Origin of the sequence: Spirobacillus cienkowskii, assembly GCF_037081835.1 — a bacterium.
GTDB lineage: Bacteria > Bdellovibrionota_B > Oligoflexia > Silvanigrellales > Silvanigrellaceae > Silvanigrella > Silvanigrella cienkowskii.
Genome location: NZ_CP146516.1, coordinates 1,893,717 through 1,915,449 on the forward strand (window position 1 = coordinate 1,893,717; position 21,733 = coordinate 1,915,449).

The following is a 21,733-nucleotide window of genomic DNA, read 5'->3' on the forward strand; positions in this document are numbered from 1 at the left end:
TGTCCTTGGAGGAGAGCCTTGCGACAAGATTTTATTAAAATTAAACTGTTTGTTTTTAAGACCATCATGTTCTTACTTCTTAATCATTTACTTACCACGACCGCAATTTCATTAGAACGGGTGGTAAACGGAGAAGAAGTCTATGAACCCAAAAAAACTACGAATCAAACCAAAACTCCAAAAAACGAGCACAAAGAATCAAACTCTCATGCACCCAATGCAGCAGAAACAAAAAAAGAATCTGCAACCAAAAAAGATACCGAACACAAAGGCTCCGAAGAAAAATATAAAGGCAATCGTGTTGTAAATTTACCCGAAAATGATCAGTACGATATTCATAAGCCAAAAGGCATAATTTGGTTTTCTGCTGTGTTTGTGATACTGCTGATTATGATATTTGTATTTACTTAATTTCTGAATTATTCCTTGAAAGACATTTTTTTATGACAGAAAAAACAATTTTTGAAAAAATTCTACATGGTGAAATTCCATGCAAACCTATTTATGAAGACGAATACACTCTTGCTTTTCATGATATCAATCCGCAAGCTCCTGTTCATATTTTAGTTATTCCTAAAAGAAAAATTATCAACGTTGCAAACTCCAACGAGTCTGACATTGAACAAATGGGACGAGTTCTCTTTACAGCAAAAAAAGTTGCAGTAATATCAGGTATAGACAAAACTGGTTATCGGTTAATTATAAACAACGGCGATGATGGCGGCCAAACAGTTTACTACATGCATTGCCACATTCTTGGTGGGCGCTCCCTATCCTGGCCACCAGGTTAATTTATGACGTTCATGGACAGCATTATTTTATATATATTAGTTGGGGCTGCATCGGGTACGCTTGCAGGATTGCTTGGACTTGGTGGTGGCGTGGTTATTGTTCCAACCTTAGCCTATATCTTTTCACAAATGGGAATTTCACACGACCATATTATGCATTTGGCAATTGGGACATCATTAACCACCATGGTTTTTACTTCGTTTTTTTCTACTCTTGCGCATCATAAATATAAGCGGGTTGAATGGCAGGTGGTCAAAAAATTTGTACCTGGAATCATTATTGGATCAATTTTAGGTACATTTTTATCCAACCAACTTGAAACAAAATCATTAACATTAATTTTTGCTATCTATTTAATTTTAATTTCCATTCAAATGTTTATTAAATCAAACAGCGACCTTAACAAATCAACAAAAAAATCAAAACTAAAAGAAAGTTATCCAATCCTCACTTTAGGAGGCATGGGTGTTGGAACATTATCGGGCCTTTTAGGAGTAGGAGGCGGAACTCTGACCGTTCCATTTTTAACACTCTTAAGAAAAAAAATTCACAACGCCATTGGCATTTCTGCAGCCTCTGGACTTTTTGCCACACTGTTTGGCACTATTAGTTATATTGGTTTTAGTCTTGGCACTCCAAATTTGCCAGAAGGATCGTTTGGTTTTGTATATCTTCCAGCTGTGATTGTTATTGCATTAGTGAGTTCTATATTTGCACCTTTAGGAAGTAAGCTTTCAGGAGTTTTGTCTGCAAAAGTATTGATGCGGGTCTTCTCAATTATTTTATTATTTATTTCTATTAAATTGCTTGTCACATATGTCACATAAATTTTTTAAAAATTAAATAATTAACTTATTAAAAAATCGTGATGCGATGACTAATTTAGCTTTTGTAACCTTTGTATATATGCTTGCACAAACGCTTCGCCTGTATGCGCACCTTCATAAGGTGTGCCATTAATTAAAATAAGAGGTGTGCCTTGAATATTGAGTTTATTTGCAATGACGGCATCATCTTTTAATTTTTGCAACTCTACATGATTTTCAACACAAAAAGTAAATGCATTGACATCCATTCCTAATGAAGCGGCATACGATTGCATTCCTGCTAACGAAAAACTTTTTGCTCTTTCTTGATTATCCCAATACTGACCAGAAAATGCCCACGATTTAAATTCCCAAAACTTGTTTTGTTGGCCAGCGCAGCGAGTTGCTTCAGCAAGAGAACAAGAATAGGGATAGCCTCCTGATGAGGGCACATAAGGATTGCATTGATTGCTTAAAGGAAAAAATCGATAAACAAATAATACCTTATCAAGTCCTACAATATCTTGAGCCTTAATAATTGCATCTGTTGCTGTTTTACAATGGGGACAACCATAATCCGAAAACACTTGCACAATAACCTTAGAGTTATCGTCACCACGACGATAATCTTCTCCATTTCCCACGTAATTAGTTTTATTTATTACTAATAAATTTTCTGGCGCTGGTGGTTGTGGTGATTGTGGTGGTGTAACTTCTGGCGTTTGACTTTGTATATTGACATTCGAATTATTGGCATCAGTTGTTGTGTTATTTTTCACTTGATCTGAGCTAACTGACGAACTATCTTTAAAATAATTAACCAAAATTGGCGACAACAAACCTGCAGCAAGTGGAGGAATCCCTAAACACAAAGAAACTGCTAAAAAAGTGACTAACGCATTTGATGATTCTGATTGTTTTAGCGAACGCGTTTTAAAAAACTGATTCACTTTTAAAACAGCGTAAATCACAACTGTCACATGAATCGCACTGCAAGTAGGACAAAGCATTTTTAATATAAAATAAGAAATATAGAATAAAATACTTACAGAAAAAAATCCAACTACAGCTATAATTAACTCTAAATTCGCAAGCCATTTTAAATTAACTTTACAAAACTTTGGCAAAAGAGCAGCAGAAAGTATAATCGCAAAATAAGCCATTCCCCATGCACCAAGAGGAATTGCCGCAATCTCTCCGTAAGAACTGCCTATAACGTTTGAACATCCAACAGTTGTTGTAAAGTCACAAACTGGTGCTAATCCTGATTTCAGCAATAATTGTATGTGTACAATTAAAGCGTATAGCGATAAGAAAAAACCTATAATCCCTATTATTATTGAAAAAATACTAATTTTAGTTTGAGTTTCTAAATTATTACCATCATAACTTTGTTGATCCATAAATAATCCTATTCCGTAAATGACAAATTAATAGTTTGTTGTACTTTCGCGTTGATTCACAATGTTACAACCGCTGCTTGTGCCTATTCGAATGGCTCCCTCTTGGACAAATTGCAATGCATCATGATGATTTCTCACACCACCACTCGCCTTAATCCCAACATAAACTCCTGTTTCTTGTTGAAATTGGTTAAGTGCAGCACGCATAATTTTTACATCAGAGAGTAAAGCACCTCTGGAGGCAAAACCTGTAGACGTTTTTACAATGTGAATCCCTGAACTTGCTGCTAAAAAAGAGCATTGATAAATTTCTTCTTCTGAAAGCAACGCTGTTTCTAAAATCACTTTTACAATTTTATTTTTTGCTGCGCGAACAACAGCTTGATATTCTAATTTTAGTTCAGACCAATTTTGCTCTTTTACCAACGAAACATTTTGCACAAAATCTATTTCATCGACACCATTTATTAATGCATTTTCTATTTCATGAATTTTTGTTTCTAATGTTTGAAAACCAAGGGGAAAAGCAACCACTGTGCAAAGTTGTACCGATGAGTTTTCAATTAATTTTTTTGCTTGCTGTAAAAAACAAGGAGGCAAGCACACAGCTCTAAAATCAAAAGTTATTGCTTCTTGGCACAGTTTGTCAATTTCAGTTTTTGCAATATTTTGTTTTAATAATGTAGAATCTATTAGTTTTGTTAACTTTTTAGATGAAAAATTATTAAGAAGTTCTTCTCTAAAATAATAATCTTGTTCTAAATTTTGATGACTAAATTTAACCATTTTTTTGCTCCATATGACATTCTCCATCTCCGTTATTATCTATACAATAATCACGAGTAATTGAAAAAGGGAGTGAGTTTTTTGTTCCTGATAAAAAATCAGGCAAAAATTCTTCGCCCCATGCCACCCATCGCACAGCAAAAGATTTTGTCTCAGAAAAACTTTCTTCAAAACTTTTTGAATAAATTTTAGAGATATCACCTCTATCTAATATCCAGCGACGAAATAATTTTCCATTTACATACATTTCGACAACGTTTGTTGAATTCCAGGGCGGAATTGTAATGCGAAAACGAAATCGCTGTTGCGCATAGCTTATCAATAAGCTTTCATCAGCAGGATTGGATAATGGTTCAAAAAGATTAATATATGCTCCATTAGTTGCTTGTATATTGGCATATTTTAAAAAGTCTTGGGATACTTTACCCAAAGAAATTTTGGTATAATTAAAAAAAGGAACCGCATAGTTTACAATCCCCTGCTCTCCCGAACCACCAACAGGAATTCCAAAAAAAAGTAAATTTTTGGGGTTACTTCTTACAAATTCCATTGTGCTAGAAATGTTATTTGAAATAAAGACTTCATAAATTTGTCTAAACTGAGCTTTTTCGATATCCATAACTCTAATAGCACTATAAATATTTGGTAAATAATTATTAATTTTTTCACTTGGACTGTAATACACAAAAGAAAACTCTTTTAAACCATTTTCTTCTTTTTTATAAAAATTATCCTGATAATAATTAGGACTTGTTAATAAAAAATATTTTTTTGAGGCAAAAACCCAATCTTGAAATCCAGCGGACTCAACAATATGCAATGGAAAAAGAGTTGTATCAAAATAATAGTTTTTTGAGGTGTCTTCAAAATCTATTTCATCAGACATAATTTCTGAACATGAGAGATTGTTTATGTCTTTTCCAGTAAAAGTGATCTTTTTTAAACAAATTAATTTATTTTTTCTTAATATTGCAAAAGTGTAATTTCCAGATTCTAGTACAATTTTAAAAGGCTTTTTACCAATTAAAAATGACGTTGCAATATATTCGTCCACCCCCATGTTTTTTGTGGTAAAATTTCCAGAAATATAAAGGTCTTTTTGAATTTTTGCAGGTATTGCATACTGCCCATTCGTTTCAATATTTTTTAATATGGTATTATTATTTTCAACAATATTTCTTCCAATTCTTAAGGTATCACCATTTAAAAAACCAACCCCTTCTATACTTGGATCAACATTGAGATATGAAGTTTCTGGAAAAGGAACCTTAACGGAAACAATACTATCAGTTACTTGAATTTCTTTTCTATACTGACCGTATCCTATAGAAATATTAAATGTTTTAAGGGAAATAAAGCAGCTAGCCCGACCTTCGTTATTTAAACGGACAATTGCAAAAGGTGACTGATCAATTGGGTTTAACAAAAACATCAGCGCACCAGCATCTCGTTTGGGCTCTAAATTGCTTGAGACAAAGTGCACGAGACGCATTGACGTTTTTAACGAGCTATCTACGTCTAAATCTTTAATCAATCGACAGGAACCTCTTTCTGGAGGCAAGATAGGATCATTGATTTCATTCCAATATCCTAACAATAAATCTGATTCCTTAATAATTTCATCTTTTTTTTGTGGTAAAATAAAAGGCACCCAAACCAAACCACTAGATACATAAGGATTGACGTCAACATAATCATATTTGATGAGTGTATCCTTATAGTTTTTTTGCGTAAATGGCAACGAATACGGGTTTAATAAATCAATTGACTCAGTTTTTTTACTGGTGCAGCCCAAAACACAAGAAAAACCGATAATAATTAAAAAAAACAAAGATATACGATTTAAACTATACATATTAACTTCTTCTATATTAATTTATATCAATTTTAACTTTGATCTTAATCAAAGATATTTTCCTTAACATCATTTACCTTATCACCCTCTGACAGGGAAATCCCGAGCCCATCTTACCAGAATCCTTCAAACACACATATAAGAGGTGAAAATGTATAAATGTATTCATACAAATAAAGCTTTATCCAACGAACAAGATATAACCACCTTAAAAGATGACAGCAATATTAATTCAATATCAGAGCTTGCCAATGGGGAAAGATTTGAAAACGGCTGTCGTGTCAAAACGTTACCTCCTAGCGTGATCAAAGATATTGAACAAAAAAATATTGCAAGACGCCTTGCAGGTCTTTCTCCAATACACGTTCGTGTTCGCCGTTGTTTAACGTGTGGTTCCATGTTTGAATCCGCAGGCAATCGCACGTGTGGTTGCTCCAGTCGCACCGCAGGAACCATAGCTGGACGCGAAATCATCTAAAAATACCGCAAACTCTAAATAGACTCAATCAATCGCAACTCTACCTTGAGAGTTGTGATTTTTTTATTCTTAAAAACGTATAATTTTAAAGAATAAATTAGTTTAAACCGACTAAATCTAGGCAAGAATTGCCTAAAGCAAGGGGATAAAGTTGGTTCGCTCAGTTTTGGACAGAACACCATACCGCGTTGAATATTACAAAGACGGCGAAAAACAAGTTATTAGACGAGTCCCACCTCCAAAGCTCCATGACTATGAAGTTGGAGATGAAGTCACAATTCAAAGAAAAAAAGGTGATGATTGGGATTTGGATGATAATGTTGAAGTTAAAGACATAAACAGAAAACATCCTAATGTGTTAACCACTCAAAAATCGAATGGAGATTACACCTTTATCCCATATGATGATGTTTCACTCTATAAAAGTCATCTTGATGGATTCAATGCAACAATGGACGGAGATTTAGAAGATTACAACGATAAATATTTACTATGGCCTTAATTTCTTTTCTATCAAAAAATACAATGTCTTCTTTTGCGATATTCGTCATCATGCCGCATTAAATAAATATGCTTTAAAAATAATTTTGTTGTTGGTATATTTGGATATAAATGATGAATTAAATGAAAACAATCGTTTCTTGGAAAAAAAAGCCAATTAAAAAATGAAAATTTAAAATAATGATTTCTTGTTTTGTTTTCTTTTTTTTCGTTAAAATATAAGCCACCGTGATCCAAAGCATCTGAAAACAATTTCATAGCTTGATATGACGTAAAAAAAGGTAAAATTAAAAAAGTAAATATTAACTCAAAACCAAAAATACTGATTAAAATTCCTAAAACTAAACAGTAACAAATATAAAACAATAACGAATATTTATTATAATTACTCAAATCGAAGGATGATTTTATTAAATAAAACCAATTTTTAGGATAGAAAATAATTTTCATAAAATTTTTAAATTTTAACGAATTTTTATCGCAAAGACCTATTTTATGCCGGACTTTAAAGTCTTCATCAAGCAAAATACTACCCAAATATTTATGATGAGAAAAGTGGTCTTTTTTGTAAGTTTTGAAACAGCTGAGTTCTAAGTAGCATAAGAATTTACCAATTTGATAATTCATGTGCCGCTCTGGTACAAATCGAGCATGACAACATTCGTGTATAATATTACCCAAAGCTCTCATCCGTGTGCCATTAAAAAACACAAAAAATATTGTCAAAATTGTTGAAATTAAAAAACTTTGAACTGAAACAAAATAAAAAAACAATATCGAAACAAAAATTAACAAAAATTGCCATAAAATAACAAGAATACCAAAAAACAAATGAGGGCATGCAAAGTTATTTGCATTATTACGAAATTTATTTATAACACTTTGAAATATCATAAAAAAGCTACTGCTTAAAGAATTATTAAAAAGGGCTATACTAAAAAAAACAAGTATAGCACAACATAGAAAAGTCTTCTAGCAGCTTAACGAATAAAATCAATTATGATGAATTTAATTTAAATTATAACATTCATATTAACGTTTTAAGTTAATAATTTCTTCAAGCATTGTGTCTGTTGTCGTAATTGCTTTAGAGTTTGCTTGAAATCCACGTTGAGTGAGAATCATATCGACAAATTGCTGCGCCAAATCCACATTTGATTCTTCTAGGGCTGCAGAATAGATACTTCCTCGAGACATGGTTTGCGGCAAACCTATTCGCGCTTCTCCAGCTCTTGGCGTTGCAATATAATTATTGCGTCCAATTTTTTGCAGACCGTGATTATTCTGAAACGCAGCTAGCGCAACAGCTCCAAGCCTCCGTTCTAAACCGTTGGTGTACGTACCGCGAATCATACCATCTAAGTCAATTTTAATAGTTTTTAAGTAACCAGCTTCGTATCCATCTTGAGAGTGAAAGGCAACTCCAGATTTTGCTGCCAAACTGGTAGATCCCTGCGTGCCAATGACCCCATCTTCATCAATTGTAGGACCAAAGTTAAATTGCAAAAGTTGTGGACGTGCCCCATTGACAAACTGAACTGTAGCGGCATCTGATTTGCCAATAATGTCTACCTGAATAGGAATACCTGCTTTTGTTTTAAACGGAAGAATAGGTTTACCATCTTCATCAAATTCAACTTTACCTTTTGCAATAACTGCAGGCAATACTTTACCTTTCATATTACGAGGCGGATCAGTAGAAACCTCTGCTCCATCGACAGTGGCATACCAATCCCACTCATTTTTAGTGGTATCTGTGGTTCTTACATAGTAAATTACCGCTTGCCTGCCGTAGCCAAAGTTATCGTAAATAGTCACAGCACTTGCAAAATTTGAGGTATCTGCTGGGCGAGACAAATCAAAATCATCGACTGGAGGCCGATCTCTCACATCGAGGTTTGTCACAACATTTACCAAATTGGTGGCGCGAGGAGGAATAATATTAGTAATAATTTGTAAGTCAGTCATTTTTACCGACAAACGGTTGTTGCTATCAGGATCTGGCATATAACCCTGAACACGAGCGCCACCGGGATCGGTCAATTTACCGTCTTTGTCAAAACGAAAACTTCCTTGCCGCGTATAAAATAAACCATTTGATTCTTTAACTTCGGCAACATCACTTTTAATGATAAAAAAGCCATCTCCTTGAACACTGAGGTCTGTAATTTGCCCCGTATTTGTCACAGCCCCCTGATTAAATAACGTTGTAATATTTCTTAACCGAGCACCTCGACCAAGCTGCGAAAATTCATTTAAACTGACCGAAAGCATGTCTTCAAATTCTGCTCTGTCTGTTTTGAATGATTTGGTGTTTGCGTTTGCAATGTTATTTGCAACCACAGACATGCCATCTGCATTGGTTCCTAAGCCCGAAACCGCACTAAATAAGGCGTAATTTATTGGCATATTGAGATCCTCTTTTTAATAAAAACACACAATATAAAATCAGTTCACTCTTCCATGAATCCCATTTACATTGGGAGCCCCCCCATAATTTGGCGACGCTTTAACACCCTGATAATTTATCTCGGGTTGTGCGGCCTTAGGCTGTTGCGGTAACTGACTTTTTTCTAAAACTTTTGCTTCTTTTTCAAACTCTTCTAAAGATTTTATCGGCTCTACAAAACGCTGCGGTGACGTGGTTCTGTTATGATTTACTGCATTGACTTGGTTGTGTTGCGCTCCCACTATTGGCTGCTGTTGTGCTCCCACTATTGGCTGCTGCTGTGCTCCCACGACTGGCTGCTGCTGTGCTCCCACGACTGGCTGCTGCTGTGCTCCCACGACTGGCTGCTGTTGTGCTCCCACGACTGGCTGCTGTTGTGCTCCCACTATTGGCTGCGGCATACCTACTAAATTTTGAGGTGCATGTTGCAAATATGCTGCCAGTTGATTTTTATTCATCTTTTGTGAGTCTGCCACTTCTGGATTTCTCACTGCAACAATCTTTGAAGGATCTGCTTCGCCAGCATTGGTGTCTAATTTCCCACCAGAGAAAATATCAGTAATTCCTTCAACTTTAGCCAAATACGAAGTTTTTGCTGTCATTGGCTTTCCATCTTCTGTCGCAGCAAGAATATTAAACGTGTAATTGCCTGCAGGCAGTTTTACGCCTTTATCATTGGTTCCATCCCATTCAATTTTATTAGAACCGACCTGTTGAAAACCTAAATGCAAACTTTTAACAACTTTTGAATGGTCATCACGAATTTCTGCAATCACATTGGATGCTACAGCAGGTAGCTCAAACTTGGCTAAATTTGATTTGCCGTCAGAATCTAAATGTATAATATTTCCTTGAATTTCTAGATCCTTGCCTAAATATTGGGTTAATTTTTCTGCCTTGGCATCATTTTGTAATTTTTTCATTTCTGTTAATAATTTATTTACACCCATCAATTGTTCAACCGTATTAAATTGCGCCATTTGAGATGCCATCTCATAGTGCTCCATCGGTTTGCTTGGATCTTGATACTTTAACTGGGTAACAAGCAAATTTAGGTAGTCATCGCGTTCTAATTTATTTTTTGCTACATTTTGCTTTTTACCAGTTACTTTTTCGAGTTGTTTTCTAAAATCTCGCTCATCTTTTGTTTCGCCCATTCGAAAATCACCGCCAGCTTCTTTTTTTTCACGCTCAATTTCTGTTTGACGGAGTATATTTGACTCAGAAATCATATTGTCAAAATTGAATGCTTCTTCACCTTTTTCAACTTTAAGTCCAATTTCTTTTGGTGGTTCTGGGACTTTTTCTGGACGCCTTCCTAAAACACCTTTGCCTTCACCAATAAACATAAAACAACCTCGCAACAAAAAACTAACTAATATTACCCTATAAAATTAAGCTAAAACTTTAATAGATCCGTTTGCACCACGTTGAATATTTGTTATGGAATTTTTTTCCATATTATTTTTTAAATTTTTTTTATTTATATAATTCTTATTTCCTCCTTTATTAAACAAGTATTCGCTTTCAACATTGTTTTGAAAAAAATTGTTATTATTATTTGAAAAATTCCCAGAAAACAAACTTTGATTAAAATTTTGTTGCGAAGAATTTTGATTATTTCCATCGTTTTCTTGCTGTTGAGATTGAGAATTTTGATTTGAAAAACTCTGATTAGCAGAACCATTCATGCCTGCGTGTATTGATTTTTCCAAATTTGTGACTTTAAGCTCTATTAAATTAATTTCCTGAGATTCTAATGATTTTTTTAACGTTTCTGCGTTTTCTTCCAAATTGTTTTTTAAATCAATATCAGAAGCCTTTATTTCCATTGAGACAGATTTATCTCTTTTCATATTAATAGTAAGTTCTACACTGCCAATTTTATCATCTTGAATTTGAATTTTTGCAGTTCCTCCACCTCTTACTTGCAATTGATTTGAAACATCGATCGCTCTGCGCATAGTAGTAGAAACTATAGGATTAGAAAAATCCGCGGTGCTTTTGTCTGAAACAACAACAGGCTTACTAAATTGTGCTGTCATTCCTTTTTCTATGGTATTAATACCATTACTTTCTTCTGGTGTTTTAGAAACTTCAATATATTCTGTTTCTTTAAATTTTTCAAAAAATTTTTCATTTTTATCACTATTATTTGAAAACATATCATTATTATTTTTATTATTAAAATTAAATTTATTAACAATATCATTTATCTTATTATCTATTTTTTCGTTTATTTTATTATCTAAATTTTCATTTTCAATAAACAATTCAGAAAAATTTTCAGACTTGTTTAAAACGGTAGCGGAAAAAGCTTTATTTTCCACTTCTATTTTATTATCCTTCAATAGTTTATTGTCTAAATTTACAAGTAAATTACTAAATTTAATTTCTTTTGAATTAAAATCAAATTCTTTATTAATTTTATTGTTTTTAAATGGAAAATTTATATTTGATTGAAAATCTTTTATATTAAAATCTAATTGATCTTGATTTTTATTTATAATAACTATTTTTCTATCTTCATTTTTTGGTAATAATTCGGATATAAAATTGTTATTTGTTTTTTTATTAAAATTATATTTATCATTACCTAGGTCTATTAATAAGTTTTGCTTATCAAAATCCAACTCTTTAGTTTTAGCTAAAAATCCTACCACAGTTGGATTTTTTATATCATCTTTAGGCGATTCGCTAAATACAACATAGTCAATCTGAAATTCGTTATTAATATCAATATTTTTTATGGGATAGGCAAAATATTTATCTGTAATTGGTACTATATTATTATAAAAATCTTCATTATAGATGTTGTTTTTAAAATGATTATTTGTTTTTAAATCATTTTTTATTTCGCTACTATTAATAAGAGGAGCTTCAATATTAATATTTGAAAATAATTTTTCTATCCCAATAGTGTTTTTATTTTCTGTTAATCTATTTAAATCACCTAATGAAACAGAACCAAGACCATCTACTTCTTTAATATAATTTAAATTAACTTTATTATTAGATAAATTATTATTTAAAATTTTAGAAAAATCTTTTTCAAGATTATAAAAATTAACATCATCTTTTGTAATATTTGGATTAATTTTGATATCTTTGTTATACGCAAGAGGAAAAAAGTTATATTCTCCTAATTGTTTATTAACATTATTATTACTAAATAATTTTTCGTTTTTTAGTACTCCGTTATTTTCAGCACAATTATGCTCATTTTTTTCAATATAATTATTATTATTTATTTGATTTACGATAGGGTTATTGACTACAAAATTTGCAATCTGATTTTGCTCAATTAGATTAGATATTTCATTTTCTTTTTCACTTTTATCCTGTTTAAAATTAAAAATCTTGTCGTTAAAATCACTGTCAGTTTTTGACTCATTTTTTTTGCCAAATAATTGCTCAAAAATTGTTTGAAAATTAGACTGCTGATTGGTGTTATCTAATTCATCTTCCAAGATTTCTTGCTCATTTTTAGGCTGTTGCTCAGCCACCGCTTGGTTTAGAGCGCCTATTGAAAACAAACTTGTTTTTGGGGATTCTACAAACATTTGCACACTCCGCATTAAAGAAACAAAATTATTGTTTCTTTAAGTAGAAGTTATCTGATATCCTCAAAAAACTTGAGCACTTTTCTTGCACACAAGAATAACTCTGGCTTGGGAATAGAGTTCAATGCTTGCCAATTTATAAGTAGGTAAAAATATTGCTATCAACAACTTCCCAAGGCGTCTCTTAGCCAGAAATCTCCATGAGATCTGCGCCCTTTGTTTCTTGGCTACCACCACACTTTTGCCGCTAAAAACATGACTTAATAGTATAGAGTTTCCTAGAAAATAGTTGACTTTGACAGAAAGCTTTTCTAATGTCTGGAGCTCTTGCTAACAAGGCAACTCGAAGCGCGCGCATGTTTTCAGCCAAATAAAGCATGCTTAAAGAAAACCGCGGCTACATACAAGGAAAGGTTTCGTATGCCAACCATTAACCAGCTTGTCGAACGCAGCCGTAAGCCAAACCCTTACCGCAGCAAATCACCGGCACTTAAAGAGTGCCCTCAACGTCGTGGCGTTTGCACACGCGTTTACACTACAACGCCTAAAAAACCAAACTCCGCAATCCGTAAGGTTGCTAAGGTTCGTTTAACAACAGGTATTGAAGTGATTTCTTACATTCCAGGAGAAGGCCACAACCTTCAAGAACACTCTGTTGTTCTTGTTCGCGGCGGTCGTGTTAAAGACTTACCTGGTGTTCGCTACCATATTGTTCGTGGCGCTCTCGACACCACTGGTGTTGCAAAACGTCGCCAATCTCGCTCTCTTTATGGCGCTAAACGTCCTAAAGGAGGCGCTGCTGCCGCTGAACCTGCTAAAAAAGGTAAAAAGTAAGCAAGCAGCCTTTATGGCTTTACATAGGTGAGATGCGTTGCTCCCTGCCTGAAATATGGCCAACACAACACACAGAAACATCACGCTTTACGTGCTGTTTTTGAGTAAAGGTTTCATTTACAAACTTTGAAGTTTCTCTTTTCTTAAAGGAATTATAATTATGGCACGCAGACGTCGCCCCGTAAAACGTGAAGTTCTCCCAGATCCAGTATTTGGCGATATCTTAGTTACAAAATTCATCAACTGTATGATGGAAGATGGTAAAAAAAGCGCCGCAGAAAAAATTTTTTATGGCGCAATTGAAATCGTAAGCCAAAAAACTCAAGGCGAAGAAGCTATTGCTGTTTTCAAACGCGCTCTCGAAAACTTAAAACCACAAGTTGAAGTGCGTACACGCCGTGTTGGTGGGTCTAACTACCAAATCCCTGTTGAAGTCCGCCCTGAACGCAGACAAGCACTCGCACTCCGCTGGCTTATTTCTTACTCTCGCTTACGCAACGAAAAATCAATGCGTGATAAGCTTGCCGCAGAAATTCTCGATGCCGCAAACCGCCGTGGTGCTGCTGTCAAGAAACGTGAAGACGTTCATAAAATGGCAGAAGCAAACAGAGCATTTGCTCACTACCGCTTCTAATAATTTTAACTCTCTGCTAACCAGAGCGAGTTTTCTATTTAAAGCACTTCCTGAAATTTGGCACAAAAAAGCCCTCACTCCTTTGAGAGTGAGGGCTTTTTTTAAGCTTTAAGCAACTTTTTTATGCCTTTTGATGTGTGTCGCCACTTTAACATTTTTAAACACAAACACCATAATATTTAAAATGGCCATAAAAATAAGAAATGGATAAAACCAAGTTAAAATCGGAGCCATAAACGCCATAATGCCGGTAAAACCAGTTAATGCCATAACAAACGTAATTGCTAAACAAAGAAATAAGGTTAAACGGCGTCTGCCATTAAAAAATCCAACTTTTTTATGAAGAAAGTCAACAGACACAGCCATCAAAGCCACAGCGGTTGTTAAACATGAGACCACGAGTGTAAACGAAATCAGATAATCCGATGCATCACCCAACGCAATTTTTGCAATTGCAGGAAGAATTTGTGGACCCGGTAAATGCGAAATTTGCGAAGAATAAGCAGCGCCTAAAAAAACCAAAGTCATATAAACAACCATCAGTAAAAACATTCCCAAGGCCATTGAAATTAAGGTAGGACGCAAAGGAATTGGATCTTTATCTTTAGCTTGAAAATATTGAACCAAACTCACTCCAAAAAATAGAGATGCCATAAGATCCATGGTGTGGTAACCTTCAAAAAAACCGGTTTGAAATGAATGCGATGCAGTCACTTGACCGTGAGGGATAGAATTTTTAGATGTGATTGCGCAATAAAGTGAGCCCCCTATCACTATTGCTAAAGCACCGAGCTTGACAGGTGTAAAATATTTACCAACAATATCAACTATTTTTCCATTACCATAGGTTGCTATCAAGATAATCAACACACAACATAAAGCAAAAAGCCAAAGAGGCGTTGTTGCTGAAAATGTTTGCCACGCTCCAAATGCAACGGTAATGCATCTTGGAATCACTCCAAATGGACCAATTAATAAAAGTATTAAAAACGGAACAATCCAAGCCCCATATTTTCCCAACCAACGAAAAAAGCGCTCTTGAGAGCCCTCTAAACATGTCATGGCAATCAAACCAAGAAATGGGACAAAAACCCCTGTCAATGCCAAACCAAGCGAGGAATAAACCCAGTTTGCTTGTGCTTCACTGCCCATCATAAGAGGAAATACCAAGTTTCCAGAACCAAAAAACATCGCAAATGCAGCAAAACCAGCTATGATAATTTTTGATTTTGAAACTGAGGTCTGAGCTGACAACATAAAAAATCCCGCTCCATAGGTTGGGCATCTAATCAATAAAAGACAAAGCTCAATAAGACCTCTTAATCTAACAAAAGTCAACAAATAATCCTGAGCAACAAGGGCAAAAAAACAATATTTTTCTGTTATGTTAATATCTTATTAATTAGGAATGCCGCAAAAAATCCTCAACCTGCGCGTTAAATCTTTCAGGATATTCGAGCTGTGGCAAGTGACCACAATTCTCAAATAACACTAATTTTGAGTTTTTAATTAATTTATGCGCATCGAGTGCATGATTTGCATAAATAATTGCATCATTTTTACCCCAAATTATCATTACAGGCATTGTTAACTTATTAATATCACTTCTAATTACTTCAATAATCACTCTCTTAAATCCAAAAATTCCAATTGCCGATCGCGCAACTTGCAAAAGTGTTTTTGGCATCTCTGGATGCAATGAATATTCATATAATTTTTCAGCTAAATATTTTGTATAAGGAATTTTATAAAATGTATTTTTTCTCAACGCACTTTGCAAACCTCGCTGATTTGGTTTTACAAAAATTTCCCCTAAAAAAGGCAAACTAAATATACGAAAATGAGGAGGAATATGACTTTTAAAACCTACACTACTCACCAATACTAAACTTTTTACAATTGCAGGAAAAAGCTGAGTAAACCTCGTTGCAATCAATCCCCCCATAGAATGCCCAACAATATGCACTTTTAAGATATTTAATGCCTGTAAAAATTTTAATAAAAACTGTGGATAGTAATCAAGATGAAACGAACCTTTTAATTTATCGGTCAGACCAAAGCCAGGCAGATCTAAGGCTAAAACTTTATAATTTTTTCCAATGGATTGAATATTTAATTCCCAAATTTCTATTGCTAAAGCAAAACCATGAAGCAGCAATACTGTTTCTTGGGCATCACCATAAATCCAATAACGAGTTTTGTATTCATCGACAACAATAAATTCGTCAGAAAAATTTTTCATTTAGGCCTGGGCGCCAGAGTCTGGTTTATAAGATGAAACAAACACTGGTGAAGCATCAATGCCTAAAACAAAAACCCTATCAGCAACAGACAAATCAAGATAAGGAATCCACATTGAAGGGGCGTTTTTTGAATTGAGCCCGTATCTCAAAGGAAACAGAGCTGTTGGATGCAACTGCGGCCGAGAAGGTGGCCGTTGCAATCTAATTCCAAGCTCTTCTATTGTTTTAGAACCTTTTTTCATATTACACGTTTTACAAGCTGTAACAATATTTTCCCACGTTGTTTTTCCGCCTTTAGCAGATGGGAGAAGGTGATCTAAAGTTAAATTTGAAGCATGACCAACCCAATGACAATACTGACAACGGTATCCATCACGAAGATAAATGTTTTGACGAGAAAAACGTGGTCCATTCAATCTTTTTGTTCTAGGTCTGCAACCATTTAGTTTTACAATCCATGGAACAGTCCATGAACGCGAGACACCCTGAATAATTCTATCGGAATCCATGATTGATGTCACTCGACCACTATAAAGGAGGACAAATGCAATTTCCATTGTGACGACTTTAACGGGTTCATACCTCGAATCAAGCACAAGAACCTTTCGGTCAAAACTGCCCATAATGCATCCTACTTTCATAATAAAATCAGAGGAGCGCCACTTCCTATGCAATTTTTATTATAAAATGATGAAAACGTTAATAAAAAACTCTTATTCAACTCACAGAGATCTTATCGGCCAAAAAAAAACAAATCAATAGTATTGATGGTCAAAATTATAAGCTTTAAAATGGATTTGAAGCATTAAAAACAATATAGACACCTAAAATTATTAGTATAAAAAATATAAAAATAAGGATGGAATAAAAAACTTTTTTTGCAATTTTCTTAGATTTAGAAATACTCTGATATTCTTGCCACAGCAAATCTGCTTCATGTGTGTTTTTCTTTGAAGCACCTGAATTTACTGTAAAATTATTATTCTGACTCTTGTTTTTCATTACGTTTTTCCCCAGAATAAATCCAATCAAACTCAGAATGATATTTTAAAGGAATTAAATCATTATAATCTTTAGCAATGTTTAAAAACTCTCTTTCAAACTCACAAAAATCACGAGACCGTAACAGCTGCGGATGCATAAATTGCGCCCCTAAACCACTTCGTAAAGCATGCCAAATCATCTTCACTTTTGCAAAAGTCGGTTTATCTAAACACAAATGAGAGATGGGTTGTTCTGTCCCATAAAAGCTTGTTGTAAGCCTAGAATACAATGCCTGCCATAAGTTTTCATTGGTAAGGCAAGGTGTAAAAAATAGTCCTTGTTTTACAAGCTCTAAAAGTTTTAAGGGATTATGCGCTTGAAATTCGTGCAACAGAGCAAATGTTGCAAGCGAAAACAGCAATGCATTCCGTGAAATACACACAGTTTTACCTCTTCTAATTTCTTCAAAAATCCAAGGATTGCGCAGAGCACCACGCCCAATAATAACTGTATTCACATTGGGTGCAAAATTTTTGAGTGTATTTAATGTATTGAAATCGACAATATCACCCGAGCCTACAACAGAAAATGCGCAATCCCTTGAAGCAGTTGCTATCAAATCCCAATTTGCCCTTCCTGTATATCGATCTTTGCGAGTACGGGGATGCAAAGTAAGCTGTGCCATTTTTATACTAGAGACAATATCCAGTAACGCTGGAAACTCTGATTCTGATAAAAAACCCGAACGCATTTTTATACTAAATTTATCGTGACCTAATTTTTGTTGTAATCCCTCAAGAAACGCTGCAAAAACCTCGCGATCTTCAAGCAAGCCACTTCCTGCACGGCTTCCCACAACCTTTGGTGACGGACAGCCACAATTGACATCAACAAATGGAGCTCCTGATAACAAAGGGGTTGCAATGCGCTCTAGGTCATCAGGACTCGTGCCCATGAGCTGAGGAATCAATTTATAACTCACAGCATTTTTTAATTCAAAAATTTCTGCTGCATACATTGAAGACACGCGCTTCCAAGGGTATTCTTTAGTGACTCGCAAAAAGGGTGTCATGGCAAAATCAGGTTGAGAGGTCAAAGAAAACCAAAGTCGTGTGGCAAAACACGTTACACCTTCCATAGGTGCTAACCCACAACGAATATGACTTTGATTCCTAACATCTGTAAACTGAAGTACCATAGATATCCTTTTTAATATTTCGAACAAATAGCTCTTTTCGTTCGCAGGTAACGTGATATATGGCAAAACGAATAAAGCTTCAACAAAATAAAACAGCAGGTTTATTTTCACATGGATAGCACGATACAGTTACATGAACGAATTGGATTAACAGGCGCATCAAGCTTTTTAACAACACTCGTACTCAATCGGTTGGCAACTTTGTCGAGTGTTAAAGAAGTTCACATTTTTGATGTAAAACCACCAGCAATTGCGTCAACAAAGTTTATTTTTCATCGAGTAGACCTAACAAAAGACGAAGCAAGTTCAAACATTTCTTCAGTATTGATTGAAAATAAAATCACGACATTTATTCATGGTGCACTGTTTTCTGTGCACTCGAAAGAAAAGTTATCACCATGAGGTCGAGACAATTGGAACTTATCATGTGCTCAATGCTCTTGCTGAAGCTCAAATCAGCAAATTAATCGTGCACAGTGCAACCTTTGTTTATGGAGCGCATCCTAAAAACCCAAATTTTATAAATGAGTCGTTTGAGTTAAGAATGCAGGGGCCTCACTTTGTTAGAACCCGTATTGATGTTGAAAATCAAATACAAGATTTTGCAAATAATTATCCAAATTGTGCCGTGACAGTATTGCGTTTTGCTCCCATATTAGGCCCAAATTCTACAAATATCAGAGCCCGTTACTTTTTTGCAGGAATTGTTCCTAAAGTTCTTGGATACGACCCTCTTGTGCAATTTATTCATGAAGACGATGCAGTGAGAGCACAGATTATGGCATTATCATCAAGCGCTTCAGGAGTGTTTAATATTGTTGGCAGAGGAGTTCTTCCACTTACAACAGGCGTTCACATGTCTGGCAAACTCCCTGTCCCTTTTATTGCTCCAATGTGTCACACTTTTTTTGCTGCAGGATATGCATCTCGAATCTGGGAGCTGCCTTCTGATATCGTACCTTTTTTTCAGTATATCTGTGTTGCAGATAGCAAAAGGGCTGAAGATATTCTTGGTTTTATGCCTAAGTATTCAAGTCGCCAAGCGCTCAAATCTATGATTGAAGCAAACAGATTACGAAAAATTGGTTTTTCTATTCCTTCTTCTACGCTTGGAGAAGATGCCGCCTATGCAAGTTCACAAGGTTTTCAAAGAATATTCTAAAGTTAAAGAGGGTTGTTATGGCTTACAATAAACATATTTCAAATCAAAACAATGTAGAATATGAAAGCGAGCAATCTTTTCAAAATTATACAAAATATATTTTTAACGTTCGTGGTGCACTTGTTGAACAATTTAATCGAATTGAAAAAGAATTGCAGTCAAAATTAAATAATAATATAGAAAAATTTGCCACAAAAGAAGACTTGTATAAAGTGATCGAAAAACTACATGAGTTAAGAAAAGAAATTGAAACATTATTAAACTCATCTCTTCACTTTGTAGATGAACCTAAAATCGAGGACGATTTATTTAAAGATTTAAACCCATTTAATATGCGAAAAAAATATCATCAATTGTCTTTAAGTCTAAGAAGCGAAGAGGTTGATCCTTTTGGTTATGACCCAATTTTTGATAAATTTCTGCAGCCTATACTCGAATTTCTTTATGTAAAATATTGGAGAATTGAAACCTACGGGATTTCGAATATTCCCTCAAAAGGCCCCGTGCTTCTTGTTGGCAATCATTCTGGTGGACTGCCTTACGATGCCACAATGCTCAAAGTTGCAATTCAAAAAGAGCATCAAATGCATCGAGAATTAAGGTTTATGGTTGAAGATTTTTTGTTCCATTTTCCGTTTTTAGGGTCACTCATGAATAGATTTGGCGGAGTTCGAGCGAGCCAAGAAAATGCACAGCTTCTGCTTGAAAGCAATCATCCTGTTGTTGTGTTTCCAGAAGGCGTAAAAGGGCTTGGCAAGCTTTATCGCGACAAATATCATCTTGCAAGATTTGGGCGGGGCGGATTTATCAAACTGTGCTTGCGGACACGGGCTCCTTTAATTCCTGTTGCCTTTATTGGCCCCGAAGAAATTCACCCAATGATTGCTAAAGAAACAACAATTTCTAGAATTATTGGCGTTCCATACACGCCAATTACATGGACTTTTCCTTGGCTTGGATTATTGGGGCTCGTTCCTTTACCGAGCAAATGGAACATACATATTATGCCGCCAATTGATTTTTCAAACTACGGACCAGGGGCAGAAAAAGATCGAGTTTTGGTTTATAAAATGTCTCGAATGGTTAAAGAGCAAATTCAAAGCACAATAGTTGATAAACTTAAAAGCAGACGCAGCATATGGTTTGGATAATTTAAGGAGATTGTATGTCTCAGACAATTCGTGTGATCTATAATCAAAAAGGTGGAGTTGGGAAAACAACATTAGCTGTTAACTTAGCAGCCTGCTCCGCTATGCATGGACGCCGTACTTTGCTTGTTGATTCGGATCCTCAAGGTAATGCCACAGCCTATTTATTAGGTCTCACCCAACAACCAGAAAAAACACTGGCCGAATTTTATGAAAGCTGTTTACATATCAATATTTTTAGACAATCGTTGTTTGATTATATTTTGCATCAAACTAAAATTCCTAATTTGCACTTGGTTGCATGCAACAGAGAACTCGAAGATATTCGAACAAAGCTTGAAAATAAACATAAAATCATGAAATTAAAAGATGGTTTAAAAAATAATACCTATGAAGAAATCTATCTTGATCCACCGCCTGCAAATGATTTTTTTAGCTTATCGTGTTTAATTGCTGCGACAGAAATTTTAATTCCGATTGACTGTGATGCCTTTAGCATTAGAGCTGCTCAAGAAATTAAAAATACCATTGAGGAAGTTCGCCACGATCACAATCCTAATTTAATTGTAAAAGGTATAATTGTTAACCAATATCAAAAAGGAACAAAACACGCGCAAAGTGTTATTAAAGAACTAGAAAAAATAGGATTTAAAATCTTAGAGCCTTATATCCCAATTAGTGTTAAAGTGAAAGAATCACATAGCGAAGTAAAACCAATTGTGATTGGTCATCCCGATCATCCTGTGAGTCAATCTATTATTGGTATCTATAATTTTATCAACAACCCAACATTAGATCCAAATACAGCTTACACTCAAAACTCACCCAAAAAATCTAATTCTGCTTCTGAAATTACACCTAATTATTAAATTTAATTTTATAATTGACTTTAACAAT

General features: G+C 34.6%; 23 protein-coding genes. 11 read left to right on the top strand and 12 right to left on the bottom strand.

The features are described from left to right. Nucleotides 1–18 precede the first annotated feature (18 nt). The 3 genes from Spiro2_RS08380 to Spiro2_RS08390 are packed head-to-tail and all read left to right on the top strand — an operon-like array spanning nucleotide 19 to nucleotide 1,619. Nucleotides 19–411 (top strand): hypothetical protein, encoded by a 393-nt coding sequence (locus Spiro2_RS08380; RefSeq protein ID WP_338635271.1) that lies wholly within the window; start codon nucleotides 19–21, stop codon nucleotides 409–411. A 32-nt stretch (nucleotides 412–443) separates the two neighbouring features. After that, complete coding sequence (locus Spiro2_RS08385) at nucleotides 444–791, top strand: histidine triad nucleotide-binding protein (protein ID WP_338635272.1); 348 nt, start codon at nucleotides 444–446, stop codon at nucleotides 789–791. 3 nt (nucleotides 792–794) lie between these two features. Beyond that, complete coding sequence (locus Spiro2_RS08390; protein WP_338635273.1) at nucleotides 795–1,619, top strand: sulfite exporter TauE/SafE family protein; 825 nt, start codon at nucleotides 795–797, stop codon at nucleotides 1,617–1,619. Nucleotides 1,620–1,669: 50 nt separating this feature from the next. Here Spiro2_RS08390 and Spiro2_RS08395 read toward each other — a convergent pair whose 3' ends face one another. Genes Spiro2_RS08395 through Spiro2_RS08405 form a run of 3 tightly spaced genes read right to left on the bottom strand, consistent with a single transcriptional unit; the run spans nucleotide 1,670 to nucleotide 5,642 of the window. Beyond that, nucleotides 1,670–3,001, bottom strand: coding sequence for a vitamin K epoxide reductase family protein (locus Spiro2_RS08395; protein WP_338635274.1), 1,332 nt, complete (start codon nucleotides 2,999–3,001; stop codon nucleotides 1,670–1,672). Between the two features lie 27 nt (nucleotides 3,002–3,028). Next, nucleotides 3,029–3,787 (bottom strand): deoxyribose-phosphate aldolase, encoded by a 759-nt coding sequence (gene deoC, locus Spiro2_RS08400; RefSeq protein WP_338635275.1) that lies wholly within the window; start codon nucleotides 3,785–3,787, stop codon nucleotides 3,029–3,031. Further along, nucleotides 3,780–5,642 carry a hypothetical protein gene (locus Spiro2_RS08405; protein ID WP_338635276.1) on the bottom strand — a complete coding sequence of 621 codons (1,863 nt, stop codon included), beginning with the start codon at nucleotides 5,640–5,642 and terminating at the stop codon, nucleotides 3,780–3,782. The genes deoC and Spiro2_RS08405 overlap by 8 nt, the downstream gene beginning before the upstream one ends. Nucleotides 5,643–5,793: 151 nt before the next feature. Here Spiro2_RS08405 and Spiro2_RS08410 point away from each other — a divergent pair, with 151 nt between their 5' ends. Both Spiro2_RS08410 and Spiro2_RS08415 read left to right on the top strand, forming a co-directional pair. After that, the gene (locus Spiro2_RS08410) at nucleotides 5,794–6,120 is read left to right on the top strand and encodes a hypothetical protein (protein ID WP_338635278.1); all 327 of its coding nucleotides are present in this window, start codon (nucleotides 5,794–5,796) and stop codon (nucleotides 6,118–6,120) included. A 151-nt stretch (nucleotides 6,121–6,271) separates the two neighbouring features. Next, nucleotides 6,272–6,622 carry a hypothetical protein gene (locus tag Spiro2_RS08415; protein ID WP_338635279.1) on the top strand — a complete coding sequence of 117 codons (351 nt, stop codon included), beginning with the start codon at nucleotides 6,272–6,274 and terminating at the stop codon, nucleotides 6,620–6,622. Nucleotides 6,623–6,633: 11 nt separating this feature from the next. On the opposite strand, the gene Spiro2_RS08420 is transcribed toward Spiro2_RS08415, so the two are convergent. The 4 genes from Spiro2_RS08420 to Spiro2_RS08435 all read right to left on the bottom strand — a co-directional run bounded on the left by Spiro2_RS08420 (nucleotide 6,634) and on the right by Spiro2_RS08435 (nucleotide 12,633). Continuing rightward, a complete protein-coding gene (locus Spiro2_RS08420; protein WP_338635280.1) occupies nucleotides 6,634–7,515 on the bottom strand; it encodes a fatty acid desaturase in 882 nt (293 codons plus the stop codon). Nucleotides 7,516–7,653: 138 nt separating this feature from the next. Beyond that, a complete protein-coding gene (locus Spiro2_RS08425) occupies nucleotides 7,654–9,030 on the bottom strand; it encodes a flagellar hook protein FlgE (protein WP_338635281.1) in 1,377 nt (458 codons plus the stop codon). A 39-nt stretch (nucleotides 9,031–9,069) separates the two neighbouring features. Then, entirely contained in the window at nucleotides 9,070–10,419 is a 1,350-nt protein-coding gene (locus tag Spiro2_RS08430; RefSeq protein ID WP_338635282.1) for a flagellar hook assembly protein FlgD, read from the bottom strand. A gap of 45 nt (nucleotides 10,420–10,464) precedes the next feature. Further along, nucleotides 10,465–12,633: a hypothetical protein gene (locus Spiro2_RS08435; RefSeq protein ID WP_338635283.1), complete on the bottom strand. Its 2,169-nt coding sequence runs from the start codon at nucleotides 12,631–12,633 to the stop codon at nucleotides 10,465–10,467. Nucleotides 12,634–13,053: 420 nt separating this feature from the next. Between Spiro2_RS08435 and rpsL the strand changes: the two genes are divergently transcribed. Further along, nucleotides 13,054–13,467 (top strand): 30S ribosomal protein S12, encoded by a 414-nt coding sequence (gene rpsL, locus Spiro2_RS08440; RefSeq protein ID WP_338635285.1) that lies wholly within the window; start codon nucleotides 13,054–13,056, stop codon nucleotides 13,465–13,467. Between the two features lie 160 nt (nucleotides 13,468–13,627). Beyond that, entirely contained in the window at nucleotides 13,628–14,101 is a 474-nt protein-coding gene (gene rpsG, locus Spiro2_RS08445; RefSeq protein WP_338635287.1) for a 30S ribosomal protein S7, read from the top strand. Between the two features lie 108 nt (nucleotides 14,102–14,209). Here rpsG and Spiro2_RS08450 read toward each other — a convergent pair whose 3' ends face one another. The 5 genes from Spiro2_RS08450 to Spiro2_RS08470 form a co-directional block, all read right to left on the bottom strand. Then, nucleotides 14,210–15,358: a branched-chain amino acid transport system II carrier protein gene (locus Spiro2_RS08450; RefSeq protein WP_338635288.1), complete on the bottom strand. Its 1,149-nt coding sequence runs from the start codon at nucleotides 15,356–15,358 to the stop codon at nucleotides 14,210–14,212. A 145-nt stretch (nucleotides 15,359–15,503) separates the two neighbouring features. Further along, nucleotides 15,504–16,343, bottom strand: coding sequence for an alpha/beta hydrolase (locus tag Spiro2_RS08455; protein WP_338635289.1), 840 nt, complete (start codon nucleotides 16,341–16,343; stop codon nucleotides 15,504–15,506). After that, a complete protein-coding gene (locus Spiro2_RS08460; RefSeq protein ID WP_338635290.1) occupies nucleotides 16,344–16,967 on the bottom strand; it encodes an HNH endonuclease in 624 nt (207 codons plus the stop codon). Nucleotides 16,968–17,130: 163 nt separating this feature from the next. Next, complete coding sequence (locus Spiro2_RS08465) at nucleotides 17,131–17,346, bottom strand: hypothetical protein (protein WP_338635292.1); 216 nt, start codon at nucleotides 17,344–17,346, stop codon at nucleotides 17,131–17,133. Further along, nucleotides 17,324–18,526, bottom strand: a complete 1,203-nt coding sequence (locus tag Spiro2_RS08470; RefSeq protein WP_338635294.1) for a tRNA-dihydrouridine synthase family protein — start codon at nucleotides 18,524–18,526, stop codon at nucleotides 17,324–17,326. The genes Spiro2_RS08465 and Spiro2_RS08470 overlap by 23 nt, the downstream gene beginning before the upstream one ends. 111 nt (nucleotides 18,527–18,637) lie before the next feature. Between Spiro2_RS08470 and Spiro2_RS08475 the strand changes: the two genes are divergently transcribed. The 4 genes from Spiro2_RS08475 to Spiro2_RS08490 are packed head-to-tail and all read left to right on the top strand — an operon-like array spanning nucleotide 18,638 to nucleotide 21,705. Continuing rightward, nucleotides 18,638–18,928 carry a hypothetical protein gene (locus Spiro2_RS08475; RefSeq protein ID WP_338635296.1) on the top strand — a complete coding sequence of 97 codons (291 nt, stop codon included), beginning with the start codon at nucleotides 18,638–18,640 and terminating at the stop codon, nucleotides 18,926–18,928. Between the two features lie 25 nt (nucleotides 18,929–18,953). Beyond that, nucleotides 18,954–19,688, top strand: coding sequence for an NAD-dependent epimerase/dehydratase family protein (locus tag Spiro2_RS08480; protein WP_338635298.1), 735 nt, complete (start codon nucleotides 18,954–18,956; stop codon nucleotides 19,686–19,688). Between the two features lie 17 nt (nucleotides 19,689–19,705). After that, nucleotides 19,706–20,839 carry a lysophospholipid acyltransferase family protein gene (locus Spiro2_RS08485; protein ID WP_338635300.1) on the top strand — a complete coding sequence of 378 codons (1,134 nt, stop codon included), beginning with the start codon at nucleotides 19,706–19,708 and terminating at the stop codon, nucleotides 20,837–20,839. A gap of 14 nt (nucleotides 20,840–20,853) precedes the next feature. Next, entirely contained in the window at nucleotides 20,854–21,705 is an 852-nt protein-coding gene (locus Spiro2_RS08490) for a ParA family protein (protein ID WP_338635302.1), read from the top strand. The last annotated feature ends 28 nt before the right edge of the window (nucleotides 21,706–21,733 follow it).

What these genes read in the sequence shown, in the direction of transcription:
- Spiro2_RS08485 (WP_338635300.1), top strand. Translation starts at nt 19,706, where the DNA reads ATGGCTTACAATAAACATATTTCAAATCAAAACAATGTAGAATATGAA.
- Spiro2_RS08405 (WP_338635276.1), bottom strand. Translation starts at nt 5,642, where the DNA reads ATGTATAGTTTAAATCGTATATCTTTGTTTTTTTTAATTATTATCGGT.
- rpsG (WP_338635287.1), top strand. Translation starts at nt 13,628, where the DNA reads ATGGCACGCAGACGTCGCCCCGTAAAACGTGAAGTTCTCCCAGATCCA.
- Spiro2_RS08450 (WP_338635288.1), bottom strand. Translation starts at nt 15,358, where the DNA reads ATGTTGTCAGCTCAGACCTCAGTTTCAAAATCAAAAATTATCATAGCT.
- Spiro2_RS08390 (WP_338635273.1), top strand. Translation starts at nt 795, where the DNA reads ATGACGTTCATGGACAGCATTATTTTATATATATTAGTTGGGGCTGCA.
- deoC (WP_338635275.1), bottom strand. Translation starts at nt 3,787, where the DNA reads ATGGTTAAATTTAGTCATCAAAATTTAGAACAAGATTATTATTTTAGA.
- Spiro2_RS08465 (WP_338635292.1), bottom strand. Translation starts at nt 17,346, where the DNA reads ATGAAAAACAAGAGTCAGAATAATAATTTTACAGTAAATTCAGGTGCT.
- Spiro2_RS08455 (WP_338635289.1), bottom strand. Translation starts at nt 16,343, where the DNA reads ATGAAAAATTTTTCTGACGAATTTATTGTTGTCGATGAATACAAAACT.
- Spiro2_RS08425 (WP_338635281.1), bottom strand. Translation starts at nt 9,030, where the DNA reads ATGCCAATAAATTACGCCTTATTTAGTGCGGTTTCGGGCTTAGGAACC.
- Spiro2_RS08395 (WP_338635274.1), bottom strand. Translation starts at nt 3,001, where the DNA reads ATGGATCAACAAAGTTATGATGGTAATAATTTAGAAACTCAAACTAAA.
- Spiro2_RS08410 (WP_338635278.1), top strand. Translation starts at nt 5,794, where the DNA reads ATGTATAAATGTATTCATACAAATAAAGCTTTATCCAACGAACAAGAT.
- Spiro2_RS08420 (WP_338635280.1), bottom strand. Translation starts at nt 7,515, where the DNA reads ATGATATTTCAAAGTGTTATAAATAAATTTCGTAATAATGCAAATAAC.
- Spiro2_RS08435 (WP_338635283.1), bottom strand. Translation starts at nt 12,633, where the DNA reads ATGTTTGTAGAATCCCCAAAAACAAGTTTGTTTTCAATAGGCGCTCTA.
- Spiro2_RS08490 (WP_338635302.1), top strand. Translation starts at nt 20,854, where the DNA reads ATGTCTCAGACAATTCGTGTGATCTATAATCAAAAAGGTGGAGTTGGG.
- Spiro2_RS08470 (WP_338635294.1), bottom strand. Translation starts at nt 18,526, where the DNA reads ATGGTACTTCAGTTTACAGATGTTAGGAATCAAAGTCATATTCGTTGT.
- rpsL (WP_338635285.1), top strand. Translation starts at nt 13,054, where the DNA reads ATGCCAACCATTAACCAGCTTGTCGAACGCAGCCGTAAGCCAAACCCT.
- Spiro2_RS08460 (WP_338635290.1), bottom strand. Translation starts at nt 16,967, where the DNA reads ATGGGCAGTTTTGACCGAAAGGTTCTTGTGCTTGATTCGAGGTATGAA.
- Spiro2_RS08430 (WP_338635282.1), bottom strand. Translation starts at nt 10,419, where the DNA reads ATGTTTATTGGTGAAGGCAAAGGTGTTTTAGGAAGGCGTCCAGAAAAA.
- Spiro2_RS08385 (WP_338635272.1), top strand. Translation starts at nt 444, where the DNA reads ATGACAGAAAAAACAATTTTTGAAAAAATTCTACATGGTGAAATTCCA.
- Spiro2_RS08475 (WP_338635296.1), top strand. Translation starts at nt 18,638, where the DNA reads ATGGATAGCACGATACAGTTACATGAACGAATTGGATTAACAGGCGCA.